This is a genomic window from Deinococcus radiotolerans, assembly GCF_014647435.1.
GTDB lineage: Bacteria > Deinococcota > Deinococci > Deinococcales > Deinococcaceae > Deinococcus > Deinococcus radiotolerans.
Window position 1 is genome coordinate 1 of the sequence record NZ_BMPE01000031.1, and the last position, 14,362, is coordinate 14,362.

Genomic DNA, 14,362 nt, shown 5'->3' on the forward strand with positions numbered 1-14,362 from the left:
TCCGGGCCTTCGAGCGGGAGAGCGGAGACGGACAACGCAGGGCTGACCTTCTGACGGGGCATAGGCCAAGTCTGCCACGACGCATCATCGTGCCTCCGTTCTGTCCTCAGGCTCTTAAGTTGGGTGAGACGTGGAAGGATTTACCGCTCAGGTATTGAGCCGTGCCTCTAAGGTCAGGACATGCCCGATACCTACCGTGCATGCACTGGGCTAAGCGGTGACGAAATAGATCTGAGCAGGGTCAATCTCTGTGGCGGTCATCAGCACAGGCAACTCATCTTGCCCAATTCCTTCAAGGAGCAGTGCCGCTCTCGCCTGCTCAAAGGCCGTTTGTAACGACCGACCGAAACCGACAGAACTGTAGAACTGCGCGGCAAAGACGCGCGCGACGTCATCGTCCACGGCGTCACTCATGCCGATTGCGGCCTTAATGTGGTTCGTAATGAGCGAGGCCTGCGTTTCTGAAAAGCAGGCGTTGAAGAAGACCAGATCGACCGATTCAGAGACCGTCGCGAGACTGGCGGAAATGGCCTCCGGGGTCACCAGTCGGCTTTCGCCTTGATGCCCTTGAAACACGAGATTGCCATGTTCATCGCCGTGTCCACTGAAGTGAACAATGGTGGGGTTGTTCTCGTTGATGGCCTGCAGAAGATCCTGTGGGCGCGTAGCCCACCAGGTCTTGAAGTTAATGGCGTCCCGGTGCTCTGCCTGTCTTACCATCCGGTCAATGGCTCGGGCTTCTTCATCAAGTTGGAGGGCGCTCTGATCCAGAGGATTGCTGCCCAGAAAGAGGACGGTGATCTTGTCGGGGAGTGTCGTCAGGTCAATGGAGAACTTGCTGCGCGACATTTCTCGGTGCGCCTGCAGTTGTTTATCGAGTTCCCTCGAGATGGCCTGCTGATGCCGCTTCTCGTCATCACGTCGGCGTTTGTCGGCCTGTTCCTGTTGATGGCGCTGGTTGTCCAGCTCCCGCTCCAGGTACCCGAGGTTGCGGTTGAGTTCCGCGCCCTTATCGGCAATCCGCCGTTCAAAATCCGTCACCCTCTTCTCATGCTGATGCGCCGAGTTTTGTTTGTTCTGCAGGTCCCTCAGGTAGGACTGGAGAGAAGAGGCGCTGATGTTGGATGAACTGCTCAGGCGTGACATGACGCTGTGCGCGTCTTTCTGGTACCGGAGTTGCTGAGCGTACTCATTGTCCCTTTGGCGTCTCAATTCGGCGATCTCTCGCTGGAGCCGCTCGACACTCGATCTGTAACTGGAGATAGACATACCTGAACCTCGTGTGCGGTGGCCTCCGCTGCTGGAAGCCACTCAGAATTCTTCGTCGTAGATTGATGATGAACGGTCAAGAAGGTGGCCCTCGGCCTGATCATGGCCGGTCAGGACGGGCTGATAGAGGATGTCTTCCGCGGTGAGGTTTTTCGCTCTGCCATGCTGTTCGGTGAAGCCGAGCGGGATGACCATGTTCGGACTGCCGTCTTCATATGTGGCTTCGTCCCACACCTCGCGTCCCATTCGACTGAAGTGGCCTGCCACTCGAGCCGAAACAAGTCTGGACTCATTAAACTGTGACGGCATCCCCAGGCCGAATGTGTATGTGCCGTGTTCTCGAAGCTGCCAGATGTAGGCGGCGTGCACAGGCCGGTACGAGCTGCTCATCCATGACTTGATTCGGGAAATATGCTGAAACTGTTCTCGAGGGACCTGCAGGTTGCTGCGCCTTGTGTGTGACTGCTTTAATTCAAGCACAAGGAGTGCGGTCGGTAGGTTGACCATGACGTCCACATCCGTCCATGAAGAAGCGCCCTGCTTCCTGTGCTGAGCATAGATAGTGTCGGCCACGAAATCAGCGACAACGGGGATGCCGAATTCGTCGATCAACTGCTGGGCTTCTGCAGGCGTAGGACGCCTCAAGCGTTCCGCGTTTTCTTGTGCGGATGGGTCCTCAATATCGCGGTTTGACCACGATAGATTCGGGCGATCCGGTCGCTGCAGGACCCTGTCCTGGCCAACAAGGACGATCCCATGAGCGGTCCAGTGGTAGGGAATGGCCTTGACACGTGGTAAAACGCCCCACTGAACAGGAACGCTCGCCTCCTGGTTGGCGTTACAGAGGATGTAAGCAGTGTGCTTGCTGATCCAAAGCGTTCGCGGGAATACATCATGGTGAGCCGAAATAATTCTGGCCAGACTCTTCCCGGCTGCGAAGCCAGTACAGAGGCCAATATTCGTGTGTTGACACAGGAAATTGACGAGGTAGTCCCTGGAGGGTAAGGGGACACCCCGATTTTTTGCCTGATCCCTACCGCGCTGAACGTACATACCTACTTGGCCCGCCTTCTCGCGTGAAGACCAGAATGAGGTCGTCCGTCCGACCAACGTTTCGCGTCCATCACCTGTGCTCCTCTCATGCGGCCAGCCTGCTGTTGAAGAGGAAGAATTCACCCGGCTCGACTCCCCCGGTGCCAGGCGCCTCTAGAGGCCCGAGCATCAGGGATCGACGTCTATGGCTGAGTTTTCCCATCTCTGGATAGAAATCAAGGCGCCCAAGAAAGGCGCCCTGACCGTCCTGGTCCGTCAGTTCAATCTTAGTGGTGGGCTTTGGCGATCATGCGCCAACGGATCTGGCCCTGCGCCGCCGTGTGCTGGTGGTGATTCTGTGGCGGCAAAGGATTGCCGCCCTCTGACGTGACCTCCTTCCCACAGCCCATGCACCTGTAGATGCCGGAGTGTGACGTGACGCCGCCTGGGCGGTGTTCCTGATCAAACTCCGCTCCCTCACTCTTGTCGAAATAATTGCCATATTTGTACGAGGCCATCTGATCCTCCCTGGCACCCGGGTCGAGACGTGCTGACGCGGGGCCTCCCACTGAACACAACGGACATGACGTTCGGAACGCCGTTAAAACGACACCTGTTCCAGAATCTGATCCACGCAGGAACTCCGCTGCGAATGGTTGTCCGCGGTCGCCCACGCCCCGGAGGACGAGGTCACGCCCTGCAGGGCATCAACCCGCATGCACCGCCAGTTGCTCGTGTGGCCAGAACCGGTGGGGACGGCCCCACGGCTACTGTTACCCCCCGACTGGTACGCGAGCAGGTTCACGGTTCCGTTCTTGTATCCGATCACGTGCGGGCACAGCACCCGGTGGTACCCGTCGTACGTGGCCTCGATGGGCTGTTTGGCGCGAATGGCGTTCCGGATCAGGTCAATGGTTGCTTGTGTCACGTGAGGTCTCCTGAGGTTGTGAGGGGCGTTACTCCAGGCCGTAGTCGTCAATTCCACCGGCGTCCGGAGTGGCCACGGCTGGTGGTGTCGGCGTGGTGAGGGTCTCGGCCCGGGCGACGCTGAGCAGCGCGCTCAGCAGCACCAGGACCAGGCGCAGGGAAAGGGTTCGGGTCGTCACGCCGGAACGCTATTGACGGATCGGACACGCATCGGAAATGCTGTCCTGGTGCAGGCAGAACATGATTTTTCGCAGGGCCGATACCCCCAGGTCATCTCCGATCTGGCCGGCATCCGGCCGCTCTCACCGCGGGCCTGGGCGCTGCTGGGGATCAGCCACCTGCGCCTCGGTCAGCTGCACGACGCAGAACCGGTACTTCAGCGGGCGCTTGCGCTGGGGGACGCGGAAGCCGCCGTCGAGTACGGCAATCTCCTCCGCGCACAGGGGCGCTTCGCGGACGCGAACCGGCACTTTGTCGCCCACGAACCGGAACCCGGTACGGAACTGCACGCCCGGTGGCGCCGCTGGATGGGCGTCACGGCCTTTCAAGCCGGGCACGTGGAGGACGGTATCGACAGCGTGGAGCGCGCCGCCCGCGCGTACCTGGCATTGGGGGATGAGGACGGGGCGGCGCGCACCAGCGTGTCCCTGGCGCGGATGCTGGTCCGCTCCGGACACACGGACCGCGCCGCCCGGCTCTACCGTTCGCTGCTGCCCACCCTGCCGGCCGAGCCCAATCCCCTGCCGCGCCTGACCGCGCTGGCTGGGTGGTTGGACCTCCTGCTCGCTGGGGGTGACGAGGCCAGCCGCGACGAGGTCATGCTGGAAGCCTCGGCGCTGCTGCGGGCTACCCCTTCGGAACACGCCCGGTTGCCGGTGATGGCCTGCCTCGCCCAACTGCATGCCCGTGAAGGGCACGCCCGGCAGAGTGCAGCCGTCCTCCAGGACATGCTCACGCTCACGGTAGGCCTGCAAGGTTATGAGGCCCGTGCGTGGGTGCACGCCCACCTGGCCGAACACCACGCGCGGCAGGGCCGCCTGAGTGAAGCGCATGCCCAGCTGCGTCAGGTGCCGCAGGTGGACCAGCCGTCCGCCCACGTGTGCTTCGTTCAGGGGCTCATTGCCGCCCGGCAGGGCCTGTGGTCCAAAGCCCGCCCTGCCTTCGAAGGGGCCCTGCGGCAGGCTACCGATGAGCGGCGGGCGCTGCTGGCCGCCCGCGCCCAGCTGCACCTGGCGTCCGCCCTGTACGCCGACGCGCAGCCCGAAGCACTGCAAGTGCTTGAAGAGGCCGCGGACCGGCTGCTCCGGCTGGACCTGACGGCCGCGCTGCACGCTGACCTGGCTGATTGCGCGGAGGTGCTGTACGCCGGCCTGCTGGATCCGTACCTGGCCGCGCTGGCCGCGCCGCTCCGGCCTGGTCGGGGACCATTGCGCGCCGGGGCCCTGCAGGCCGACACGCTCCACTTGGAACTCATCACGCTGGGCCGGCCAGCCGTGAGGCTGGAAGGCGAGACGCTGCCAGTCAGTTCGGACACCACGGCGCTGCTGGTCCTGCTGGCGCAGAAGCCCGGGTTGACGCGGTCGGATCTCGAACGCCTCCTCTACCCGGACAAGGCGCCCACCGCGGCCACCGCCGCTGTCAAAGCCCACCTTCTGGAGGTGCGCCGCAGCCTCGGCGCAGGGACGCTCCTGCGGTCCGGGCCGTACCACGAGCAGCAGTACAGGCTCGCGCCGCACCTGGCAGTCACCGTGGACGCCGACGTCCTAGAAGGCGCCCTTCAGTCCGGGCGAACGCCCCTGGTCCTGGCCACGTGCCAGGGCCCGTTCCTCCCGGACCACCCGAGCGACTGGGCGGCCGAACAACGCGAGCACCTGCAGGCAAAGGTCAGCGCGTACGTGATGGCCGAGGCGGCCACGACGCGGCGGCGACAGGCGCACCCAGAGGCCGAGCAGCTCTGCAGCACCTACCTCTCAGCCCACCCAGACGACCTGGCTGTGCACGCGGAACGCGTCGCGGCCGCCCGGAGCTTGCGTGATCCACTAAAACGCCAGACCGCTGAAGTACAGGCCAGACAGGCCGGACTGGACGTATGACGGGTGGATGGTCTGAAGTGGCCAGGCTGGGCATTCCTGACCCGTACCTGGCGCACGACGGTGTCGGGGCGCATGATCAGCCGACAGCCAACTCTCTGGTTCAGTCCTCCAGAAGGGATCTCGAGGCACTGGGCGATACGCGAAACAGCGTGGATCCAGGAGTCGGCTCACGATTCACAACTTATGGGGAGTAAGGGCGGCCCATCTTAGGAAGGTTCTTTGATGCGTGCCCGCTTCGGTTGCGCCAGCGCACGTTCGTACAGGCCGGTCAGGCGCGTGAGGTTCGGGCTGACCAGTTCCACCAACGCGACGGGCAGGGGGGTCCCAGCTTGCAGGTCGTCGGCGTCCAGTTGGTCGAGCGTGGCCAGTTCTTCGGGAATGTGATTGTGGTACGTGGGCACAGGCGTCCGCTTCGATCGGCTCATATCACCTTCCTACGGTCACTGTACTGCTGGAAGCAGGGCTGGCGCTGCCCGCGGCCCAGTTCGATGGGAGCGCAGTGGACGCGCGGCAACGTCTTGAATCCCCCGCTCTGTAGGAAGTTGGAACAGAGTTACAGAGCGTAGTCGATGCCACTCAAGTGAAATCGGTGGCCGGAGGGGCTACCTGCTGCCAGAATGCTTGAGCGTCCTGGCAGTAGGTTGCCAGAATCCCACAGTGGATGGACACGCTACCCTCCCTGTTCGCAGAAACGCATCAAGGCATGCACTCAGCAACCGTCCATAATCCCCAGTAGTAGAGGGCCAGTTGCGTGCGGTTGGCCAGCCCGAGCTTGATATAGATGCGTCCCAGACCGTTTTTGACGGTGCCTTCTGTGATGTGAAGCTCACGGGCGATGCGTTTGTTCTCCAGGCCCATGGCGGTGAGTTGAAGCAGTTTTCGCTCTGAAGAGGTGAGGAGGCTGTCATGCCGGGGGGTCTGACGGAAGGATTCGCCCGCTGCCGCTCGCTTGAGGGCGCCGGCCACGTCGGCAACGGTGCAGCTACCGGCCAGCAGGGCCGCGGGTTGCAGACCCCAGAGATCCTCCCAGTATTCCGGGCAGGGGCTGTTGGTGACGACGACGGTGGTGAGGCTGAGGTTGGAGCGGAGCTGCTGCAAGGCGTTGCCCCATGGCGCGTCCATAATCAAGGCAATTCGGGCATTGTCGGTGGTGACCCAGCCGTACCGCCGGAGGGTCGCTGTCAGATCGGACGCAGAGGCGTAGGCTGGTACGCCGCAGATCAGTTGATAGGGCTGCCCGAGTGGGCCAAATCGAATCGCCTGGTCCGTCATAGGGCCAGGGGTGGGGCAGAGATACCCTTGAGGATTGTGCAGATGCCATCCACAGGGGCAATCTAGCCGACCCGTCGGACGTCATTTCGCTCATGTGACCGGGGGAGATGGAAGCTGACCACGCGCGAGTGGAATGATGGAGAGCTTGGCGTTCTGTACGGCGTCGGCCGTGCTGATGTTGAGTCCCAGGCGTTCGTCGTGCAGGCTCTTGACTCTGCCCGTTATTTGTACCAATGTATTAGCAACATGACACAAGACTCGACGGATGAACGGGGGGTGCTGGATTGGATCACGCCGCAGATCAACCCACACAGCGGCATTCCCATCTACGTCCAGCTGACGCAGGCCTTTACCCGCGCGATCCAGCGCGGCACCCTCCGCAGCGGCGACGCCCTTCCTACAGTCCGGCGCTTGGCCAGCACCCTGAGACTGGCGCCAAACACCGTCACGCGCGCGTACGCCGAACTGCAGCGGCAGGGCTTAATTGAAAGTCGGGCCGGGGCCGGCACGACAGTCTGCGCGCTCGCCGCCACCCACTTCATCGATGAGGCCAGCAGGCAGGTCCTCACAGAGGAGTTGCACGATGTCCTGCACCGCATGCTCGTGAGTGGAATGACCATGCAGGACATTGATGAGCTCTGCCAGCAGTTCACCGCGTCCAAGCGGATGGAGGCCTTATGAACGCACTCCAAGTTGAAGGCTTGTTGGCCCGGCAGGGGCGACGCGCGGTGCTCCGAGGCGCTGACCTGAGTGTGACCCGGGGGTCGATTACCGCACTGCTCGGTCAAAACGGCAGCGGGAAGTCGACCTTGATGCGCAGTGTGCTGGGTCTACATCCACGTCAGGGGGGCCAGGTCCGCATTCTGGACCTTCCGCCCAACGCGAAGGGCCCACAGGTGCGCCAGCGCGCGACGTATGTGCCCACCGCTGGCGCCGTAATGGTGCAGGAAACCGCGCGTACGCATTTCTCGTTCGGCCGCCGCGTCTACCCGCGTTGGAGTATGGAGCGCGCCCTGGAGACAGCGGCCGAATTACACGTGCCGCTGGATCAGCGTGCGGGCCGGCTGAGCACCGGTCAGCGCATGGGTCTGGCCCTGGCGTATGCGCTTGGGAGCGGCACGGAGGTCATGCTGCTGGATGAGCCCACCAACGGACTTGACCCGGATCACCGCATCCTGTTTGCGCAGCTGCTCGTCGCGTATGCCTCGGAGGGCAACAGCGTCCTGCTCAGTTCGCACGTGCTGCACGAAGTGGAAGGTCTCGCTGATCGCGCCGCTTTCCTGAAGGATGGGCGGATCATTCTTGAAGCGGATTTGGATGAACTGCGCACCCAGCATGCCATCGTGCAGGCTATTTTGCCCGGCGTTGTTCCAGCCGGTACTATTCAGAATCTGCGCGCCCTGCCGGGCGTGCAGGGCTTTGAGGTGCAGGGCCGCACGTTGACCGTGCATGTCCAGGGCGGTCGTGAAGCGCTCCTGACCGCGCTGGCCAGCTTGCGACCGGTGGACGTTCAGGTGAAGCCACGTCCGCTCGCAGATGCTTACGCGGAGCTGCTTGGTGGTGTGGCGTGAGCTGGCTTGAATGGCGGCACGTCCGGCTGCCCCTCCTCCTCCTGGGCGCGCTTTCCCTGATCATCGGGCTCGGCTACGCGGCGCGAGTCCTGCAGGGCCTCCCGCCATTTGCCGCCGTGCATGAACTTGGTCCGTGGGCGACCGGAACGGTATGCACGGTCTACGCCGGCTTGCTGGCGGACCAGGAATCGACGTGTAAGGTGGGCCTCCTGTTTGCCGGTCGCTGGTTCGATTGGTGGGCGCCGCTGGTGGCCACGTTGGTGGGCGCGTGGTTCGGAAGCCGGTTCAACAGTGGCATGGGGTTCCTGCGCCTTCAGCCACTCGCCACTGGACGGATTCTGGGCGTGCGGCTGGTGTCAGGGCTCGCGGCCATCACCACGGTGGTGCTGCTGGGTGCGTTTCTGGCGAGCACTCGGGGGGCGCTTGACTTCACGTGGTGGTCCAGCAGCGAGGTGATGCGTTCAGAGTTCTGGATTGGTACGGCCCTCGTCTGGCTCCGGGGCGTCGGGGTGTTTGTGCTCGCGGCACTCCTGGTCCAGCTGACGCCGCCCGCAGTGGCCGCGCTGGCTTCCATCGCCGCCAGTCTTGCCGTCCTGGGCTCGTCGATCGATCCTTTCCTGCGGAAGGTGACGCTGGTGTATACGCCTGAGCAATTTGGCCCGCTGTCGCAGAAGGAAGCGATCCCGCTGCACGTCGTTCAGGCCTTTATTGCGGGCCATCTGCCCACCCGCGTTGAAGCGGACATGCCGCTCCTGGCGGGGACAAGTGCTGGACTCCTCGCGCTCGGGGTCCTGATGGCTTTGCTGTTCGCCCGCACTCGCGTGAGGTGACGGGGCGGCGTGACGTCCTGCGCTGTCAAGGTGCCATAAGTCATATCTGGGCGTGACCGTAGCTTGTTGCAATGTATTAATACGATGCGTAGATTTGCCGTACAGGGCCCTGTGGCACGTGCGGCAATCACTCCTTCGTCACTCATTCCACCGAGGTACGCCATGAAGAACCTGTTTGCATTTCATATGGGTAAACCCGCTGATCAGGGCAACATCGTCAACGTCGAAGGCCACTACGATGCCGGCGCTCAAGTCTGGGTCGGTAACACCGACGCCACGGCCAGCAACACCAGCACGGTGACCGAAATCAAGTACTACACGAACCCGGGTGGCGTTTACGACGGGAAGCAAGCGGACACCGACACAGAAAACGCTTGAGTGCTGAGGGCACGCGGTTTGCGCGTGCCCTCTCTTCGGTCGGCCCTTCCGGGACAGCCGATCCTCAACCACACCCCACCTTCCCCCACCTGAGGACTCCATGCGCGACCAGACCATCGTCATCGTCACGAATGAAATCGACGCCCACGCGGACGCGATGCTGACCCACCTGCAAGAGCAGGGCCGCGACGTGTTCCGACTGCATCCGGCACGGTGGTAGTAATGGAACGGAGAGTCGGGGTTTATTGAAATCAGAGCGTGATTTTATCCGTTTGTGACGGCACATTCCTTCCACGCGCTGTTCATCTCATTCCCAGCCTGGTCTCCAACCCATTCAGAAAGGATCGGGTGGCGTAGGAAACCTGGTCCAGAGGCAGGCTGACTCGGCTCAGCGGACGGCGCAACTCGGGCAAGTCCAGGGGCAGCCGGACCAGCACCCCCGACTGCACTTCCCGGCGCACCCGCAGTTCCGGCAGCAACGCAACCCCCAATCCCTGAATGACCGCTTCCTTGACAGCCTCAGTGCCAGGTAGTTCCAGCCGATTGCTGCCGACCATCCTGGTGTGCGCCAGCGCCTGCTCCGCCACCTCCCGGGTACCGGAACCGTGTTCCCGCCAGATCAGTGGCAGCACCGTATCTGCCGGGAATGAGTCCACCAGTGGATGATCAGGGGCGGCCACCAACACCAGCTCGTCGTGTCCGAAGACCTGGACCTGCCACTCCGCAGGCAGAGGGCCTGGTGGGCCCTCGATCAGTGCCACTTCGATCTGACCTGCCTGGAGCAGCCCCATGACCTCCTGGGTATTGCCTTGCCGGATCTCGAAGGCCACGCCCGGATACTGGGCATGGTAGGACGCCAGGGCCGCAGGCAACAGGGACGCGGCAATCGTGCTGCTGGCCGCCAACCGCAGGGTTCCCGTTTCCAGGCCCTGACGCTCATGGACGTAGGTGCGAGCGCCGTCCATCACGCGGCCCAGCGCCTGGGCGTGCACCAGCAGGCCCTCGCCCGCCCCGGTCAGCGTCACCCCGGTCCGGTGCCGCCGGAAGATAGGCTCTCCGACCGCCTGGGTCAGCAACTTGAGCTGGCTGGACACGGCGGGCTGAGTCAGGTTCAGTTCCTCGGCGGCAGCGCTCAGACTGCCCAGCCGCGCCACCCGCACGAACGTCAACAGATGCTCCGGATTCAGGGCCATGCCAGATATATATATTTTTTGCCTCAGTAAAATCAACTCTAATTTGAGTTTATAATACGGGACATCTATCCTTCATTCATGACTGCTTCGCCTCTATTTGCCCGCCAGGACAGTGCCTTGACTGTCGTGCAGGCCTTCACGCCCAACTGGTTCGCCGCGACCATGGGCACCGGCATCCTGGCCCTGATGCTCCCGCACCTGCCGCTGCCCGGCACTGCACTCCTGGGTGAAGGTCTGTGGGTGCTGAACATGGTCCTGCTGGTCCTGTTCACGGCCCTCTCAGTGGCCCGCATCGCCCTGTTCCCGAAAGACAGCCTGGCTACGCTGCACCACCCGGTCCAGAGCATGTTCCTGGGCGCCGTACCGATGGGCCTGGCAACGGTCATCAACGGCCTGATCGCTTTCGGCGTCCCGCGCTGGGGCGAGGGCGCGGCTGTGCTGGCCCGCGACCTGTGGGCCTTCGACGCCCTGCTCTCGGTGGGGGTCGGGTTGCTGGTGCCCTACCTGATGTTCACCCGGCAGGACCACGCCCTGGAGCGCATGACCGGCGTGTGGCTGCTGCCCATCGTCGCCTCGGAGGTGGCCGCCGCGAGCGCCGGACTGATCGCGCCGCACCTGGACACCAGCAGCGCGACCACGCTGGTCTACGCCGGATACGTGCTTTTCGCGCTGTCGGTGCCGCTGGCCCTGATGGTCATCACGGTGCTGATCCTGCGGCTGGCCCAGCACAAGTTGCCCACCCCCGACCTGGCCGTGAGCATGTTCCTGCCCCTGGGGCCGCTGGCGACGGGTGCCCTGGCCCTGCTGCAACTGGGCGAGGCCGCGCCGCGCGTGCTGGCCGCGCAGGGGCTGGGCGAACTGGCCCCGGTATTGACCGGGCTGGGACTGGCGGGCGGGCTGGTGCTGTGGGGCTTCGGGGCGTGGTGGCTGGCACTGGCGACCCTGACCACCCTGCGGTTCGTGCGCCGGGGGCTGCCCTTCAACCTGGGCTGGTGGGGGCTGACCTTCCCGCTGGGGGTCTACACGGCAGCGACCTTTGGCCTGGGCGCGCTGACCCATTTGGACGTCTTTACCCATCTGGGCCACGTGTTCGTGGTGGTCCTCACGGCGCTGTGGGGACTGGTCACGGCGCACACCCTGCGCGGCGTGTGGCGCGGCGAGTTGTTCGGCGTGCCCCCCCTCTCGCGTGAAACCGGGCTGCCCCGTCCCTGAGCCTGCTTTGACTTCTATAGATTCCCCTCGTCCCCTCATTCACCGGAGGTCCACCATGTCCGACGACCGCACCCCCATGACCCGCCGCGCCGCCCTGGGCCTGCTTGGCAGCGCCGGAGCCGCCCTGACCCTGGCCGCACCGCTCAGGCGCAGACGACTGTGACCACCGGCACCGCCCCCATCTTCAGTGGCCCTGGTCCGCTGGACGGCTGGAATGGCCTGGGACCGCTGATCGCCCTGCCACAGAAGGTTCCGCTGATCCGGCTGGTGGACCGCCCCCCGCTGTACGAGACGCCCCGCGTCTACTTCCAAAGCCCCTTTACGCCCGCCGCCGCATTCTTTGTGCGCTCGAACTTGTCGCTGTTTCCGACCAATATCGACCTGAAGACCTAACGGCTGAAGATCGAGGGCAACGTGGGCACGCCGCAGTCGTTCAGTCTGGCGCAACTGACCCAGGACTTCGAGGCGGTCAGCGTGAACGCCGTGATGCATTGCACGTGCAACAGCCGCAGTCGCTTTCAGCCGCGCCGTCCAGGCGGGCAGTGGGGCAACGGCGCGATGGGCCTGCGTGACCTGCTGGGGAAAGCGGGCGTGAAATCCGGCAGCGTGCAGGTGCAGTTTCAGAGCCTGGACAAGGGTGCGGGCGCACCCGGCAGCGGTGGGGCCGATTACAAGAAGAGCCTGAACGTGAACGACCCTGTATTGGACGAGTGCATCGTGGCCTACGCCATGAACGGCCAGCCGCTGCCGATGGTCAACGGGTTTCCGGTGCGACTGGTCGTGCCCAGCTACTTCGCGACGTACTGGATGAAGCCCCTGAGCTTTATCCGGATCCTGACCAAGCCCGACGACAACTTCTGGATGGCGACCGCTTACCTGCAACCCGACAACCTGCGCGGCACGACCACTCCAGAAGCCGTGAAGGCCAAGACTGTGAAGTTCCGGCCCGTGGGCAGCATGCCGGTGCGCTCATTCATCGTGACGCCTGACGAGACGGTCAAGGCCCCGGCAGGATTGCCCCTGAACGTGCAGGGACTGGCGATGAGTGGTCGCGGCGCGGTCACGAAGGTGGAGGTCTCCACCGACGGGGTAGTTGGCTGGTAGTTCCAGCCAACTACCATTGCATCCAGAACATGTACTCTGCGCATAGAGGAAGGTATGTATGCTGCGCCCATTCCCCGCCGAAACTGGCGTCGACCTGTATCACCCGGGCCAATGGTGAACCTACTCGAACTTCGGGTATCGTCTACATCTGACACCGCACATCAGCGGCTGATCGTCCAACTGCAGCATGGGCAGGACGACGCCTTGAGGGAACTGTACGATGACCTGTCCGGCGTCACCTACCGCGTCTGCCTGCGGATGCTGGGCACGCCGGAAGACGCCGAGGAGGCGCTCCAGGACACCTTCGTTCGGCTCGCGGACCGGGCCGATGTATATGAACCGTCGCGGGGAACCGTCAAAACCTTCGTGCTGACCATCGCCCACCACCTCTGTCTGGAACGGCTGCGGACCCGGCGCGCCCGTCCACAGCGGCAACAGGAATGGGAAGACGACCGAGCGTTCGATGTGCCTGCTCCCACTGCCCGTGATTCGCTGGACGAGGCCCTGGTACAGTCCGCCCTGGCCGGCTTACCGGACACTGACCGGGCCCTGCTGGAAGCGATGTTCTTCGGTGGCTACACCCACGCTGAGATTACCACCCGCACCGGCCTGCCGCTCGGCACCGTCAAGAGCCGGTTGCGCCGCGCCCTGCTGAAACTCAGAGAAAGGATGCTGCCATGACCCGTCAACCAGACCGTTCCAGCGGCGACCATCCAAGCGACCTGCTGCCTGAATACGTCCTGGGAAGCCTCGATACGGCACAGGCCGTGAATGTGGAGAGCCACCTGCTGAGCTGCGCTGTCTGCCGCGCTGAGGTGGGCCGGCTGCGTGACGCCCTGTTCTCACTGGCCAACGATTTGCCCGGCGTCCCAGCGCCAGCAGGGAGCTGGGAGAAGATTCAGGCCCGGCGGGGCGTGGTGTCTCCTGAACGTCTGTCCGCACAGGCGTCACTGCCCTCGGCCCCTTCCAGGTGGCTTCCAGTCTGGCCTCTGGCTGCAGCCGTCGCTCTGATCGTGGCGGTCGGGGGGTACCTCCAGCTCGGTCCGGCCCAGCCTGCGGCGACCGCTCAAAGCAGCGTGCAGCAGTGGCAGCAGGGGGCGAGACGTCTCACGCTCGCCTCGAAGACCGGTGTGCCCTACGGGGCCATGTACGTCAGGTCGGATGGCCGGGCGCTGCTGGTGCTGGACAGACAGGCCGCACCGGGGCAGGTGTATCAGGCGTGGGGACGGCGGACGAGCGGGCCGCGTGCGGGCGTACCGACCAGCCTGGGGCTGACGGGCGGCACGGTGCTGGAGGTGTCGTGGCGCGGGTACGACTCGGTGGGCGTGAGCACCGAACCCGCCGGGGGTAGCCCGGCCCCGACCCACCCACTGGGCCGCACCCGGCTGCCCGAACTCTGAATGCATCCAAACGGGCGACGCCCGGCATACGGGAAGGTGGAGGCACCACCATGACCCATATGACGACCGCCCGCACTCTGA

General features: G+C 63.9%; 17 protein-coding genes. 10 read left to right on the forward strand and 7 right to left on the reverse strand.

Annotated elements, in window-relative coordinates; all coding sequences use genetic code 11:
* Nucleotides 1-210 precede the first annotated feature (210 nt).
* The 4 genes from IEY63_RS21175 to IEY63_RS21190 form a co-directional block, all read right to left on the reverse strand.
* Nucleotides 211-1,041, reverse strand: coding sequence for a CHAT domain-containing protein (locus tag IEY63_RS21175; protein ID WP_189070991.1), 831 nt, complete (start codon nt 1,039-1,041; stop codon nt 211-213).
* Nucleotides 1,042-1,311: 270 nt separating this feature from the next.
* On the reverse strand, nt 1,312-1,881 hold the full coding sequence (locus IEY63_RS21180; RefSeq protein WP_189070992.1) for a hypothetical protein: 570 nt from the start codon (nt 1,879-1,881) through the stop codon (nt 1,312-1,314).
* A 1,021-nt stretch (nt 1,882-2,902) separates the two neighbouring features.
* Nucleotides 2,903-3,229: a hypothetical protein gene (locus tag IEY63_RS21185; protein ID WP_189070993.1), complete on the reverse strand. Its 327-nt coding sequence runs from the start codon at nt 3,227-3,229 to the stop codon at nt 2,903-2,905.
* 28 nt (nt 3,230-3,257) lie between these two features.
* The gene (locus tag IEY63_RS21190; RefSeq protein ID WP_188846818.1) at nt 3,258-3,407 is read right to left on the reverse strand and encodes a hypothetical protein; all 150 of its coding nucleotides are present in this window, start codon (nt 3,405-3,407) and stop codon (nt 3,258-3,260) included.
* A 48-nt stretch (nt 3,408-3,455) separates the two neighbouring features.
* Here IEY63_RS21190 and IEY63_RS21195 point away from each other — a divergent pair, with 48 nt between their 5' ends.
* Complete coding sequence (locus tag IEY63_RS21195) at nt 3,456-5,321, forward strand: tetratricopeptide repeat protein (protein WP_189070994.1); 1,866 nt, start codon at nt 3,456-3,458, stop codon at nt 5,319-5,321.
* A 206-nt stretch (nt 5,322-5,527) separates the two neighbouring features.
* On the opposite strand, the gene IEY63_RS21200 is transcribed toward IEY63_RS21195, so the two are convergent.
* Together IEY63_RS21200 and IEY63_RS21205 are read right to left on the reverse strand one after the other, a co-directional pair.
* Complete coding sequence (locus IEY63_RS21200; RefSeq protein ID WP_189070995.1) at nt 5,528-5,746, reverse strand: hypothetical protein; 219 nt, start codon at nt 5,744-5,746, stop codon at nt 5,528-5,530.
* Nucleotides 5,747-6,017: 271 nt separating this feature from the next.
* The gene (locus IEY63_RS21205) at nt 6,018-6,593 is read right to left on the reverse strand and encodes a response regulator transcription factor (protein WP_189070996.1); all 576 of its coding nucleotides are present in this window, start codon (nt 6,591-6,593) and stop codon (nt 6,018-6,020) included.
* A 246-nt stretch (nt 6,594-6,839) separates the two neighbouring features.
* Between IEY63_RS21205 and IEY63_RS21210 the strand changes: the two genes are divergently transcribed.
* The 4 genes from IEY63_RS21210 (at nt 6,840) to IEY63_RS21225 (ending at nt 9,372) form a co-directional block, all read left to right on the forward strand.
* A complete protein-coding gene (locus tag IEY63_RS21210) occupies nt 6,840-7,274 on the forward strand; it encodes a GntR family transcriptional regulator (RefSeq protein WP_189070997.1) in 435 nt (144 codons plus the stop codon).
* Nucleotides 7,271-8,164: an ABC transporter ATP-binding protein gene (locus IEY63_RS21215; protein WP_189070998.1), complete on the forward strand. Its 894-nt coding sequence runs from the start codon at nt 7,271-7,273 to the stop codon at nt 8,162-8,164. Before IEY63_RS21210 ends, IEY63_RS21215 begins: the two co-directional genes overlap by 4 nt.
* Nucleotides 8,161-8,994, forward strand: a complete 834-nt coding sequence (locus IEY63_RS21220) for a hypothetical protein (protein ID WP_189070999.1) — start codon at nt 8,161-8,163, stop codon at nt 8,992-8,994. Before IEY63_RS21215 ends, IEY63_RS21220 begins: the two co-directional genes overlap by 4 nt.
* Nucleotides 8,995-9,156: 162 nt before the next feature.
* Complete coding sequence (locus IEY63_RS21225) at nt 9,157-9,372, forward strand: hypothetical protein (protein WP_189071000.1); 216 nt, start codon at nt 9,157-9,159, stop codon at nt 9,370-9,372.
* Between the two features lie 302 nt (nt 9,373-9,674).
* Here the strand turns inward: IEY63_RS21225 and IEY63_RS21230 are convergent, their stop codons facing one another.
* Nucleotides 9,675-10,565, reverse strand: a complete 891-nt coding sequence (locus tag IEY63_RS21230; protein ID WP_058979617.1) for a LysR family transcriptional regulator — start codon at nt 10,563-10,565, stop codon at nt 9,675-9,677.
* Nucleotides 10,566-10,643: 78 nt separating this feature from the next.
* Here IEY63_RS21230 and IEY63_RS21235 point away from each other — a divergent pair, with 78 nt between their 5' ends.
* The 5 genes from IEY63_RS21235 (at nt 10,644) to IEY63_RS21250 (ending at nt 14,281) form a co-directional block, all read left to right on the forward strand.
* Entirely contained in the window at nt 10,644-11,777 is a 1,134-nt protein-coding gene (locus IEY63_RS21235) for a TDT family transporter (RefSeq protein ID WP_058979615.1), read from the forward strand.
* 159 nt (nt 11,778-11,936) lie between these two features.
* The gene (locus tag IEY63_RS22350) at nt 11,937-12,170 is read left to right on the forward strand and encodes a hypothetical protein (protein WP_229778049.1); all 234 of its coding nucleotides are present in this window, start codon (nt 11,937-11,939) and stop codon (nt 12,168-12,170) included.
* Nucleotides 12,171-12,191: 21 nt separating this feature from the next.
* Nucleotides 12,192-12,881, forward strand: coding sequence for a molybdopterin-dependent oxidoreductase (locus IEY63_RS21240; RefSeq protein WP_229784843.1), 690 nt, complete (start codon nt 12,192-12,194; stop codon nt 12,879-12,881).
* 111 nt (nt 12,882-12,992) lie between these two features.
* A complete protein-coding gene (locus IEY63_RS21245) occupies nt 12,993-13,562 on the forward strand; it encodes an RNA polymerase sigma factor (protein ID WP_058979613.1) in 570 nt (189 codons plus the stop codon).
* Complete coding sequence (locus IEY63_RS21250; RefSeq protein WP_083524288.1) at nt 13,559-14,281, forward strand: anti-sigma factor; 723 nt, start codon at nt 13,559-13,561, stop codon at nt 14,279-14,281. The genes IEY63_RS21245 and IEY63_RS21250 overlap by 4 nt, the downstream gene beginning before the upstream one ends.
* Nucleotides 14,282-14,362: the final 81 nt, after the last annotated feature.

Coding starts and splice junctions, on each gene's coding strand:
- IEY63_RS21230 (WP_058979617.1), bottom strand. CDS start 10,565: ATGGCCCTGAATCCGGAGCATCTGTTGACGTTCGTGCGGGTGGCGCGG.
- IEY63_RS21215 (WP_189070998.1), top strand. CDS start 7,271: ATGAACGCACTCCAAGTTGAAGGCTTGTTGGCCCGGCAGGGGCGACGC.
- IEY63_RS21225 (WP_189071000.1), top strand. CDS start 9,157: ATGAAGAACCTGTTTGCATTTCATATGGGTAAACCCGCTGATCAGGGC.
- IEY63_RS21210 (WP_189070997.1), top strand. CDS start 6,840: ATGACACAAGACTCGACGGATGAACGGGGGGTGCTGGATTGGATCACG.
- IEY63_RS21205 (WP_189070996.1), bottom strand. CDS start 6,593: ATGACGGACCAGGCGATTCGATTTGGCCCACTCGGGCAGCCCTATCAA.
- IEY63_RS21200 (WP_189070995.1), bottom strand. CDS start 5,746: ATGAGCCGATCGAAGCGGACGCCTGTGCCCACGTACCACAATCACATT.
- IEY63_RS21250 (WP_083524288.1), top strand. CDS start 13,559: ATGACCCGTCAACCAGACCGTTCCAGCGGCGACCATCCAAGCGACCTG.
- IEY63_RS21245 (WP_058979613.1), top strand. CDS start 12,993: ATGGTGAACCTACTCGAACTTCGGGTATCGTCTACATCTGACACCGCA.
- IEY63_RS21235 (WP_058979615.1), top strand. CDS start 10,644: ATGACTGCTTCGCCTCTATTTGCCCGCCAGGACAGTGCCTTGACTGTC.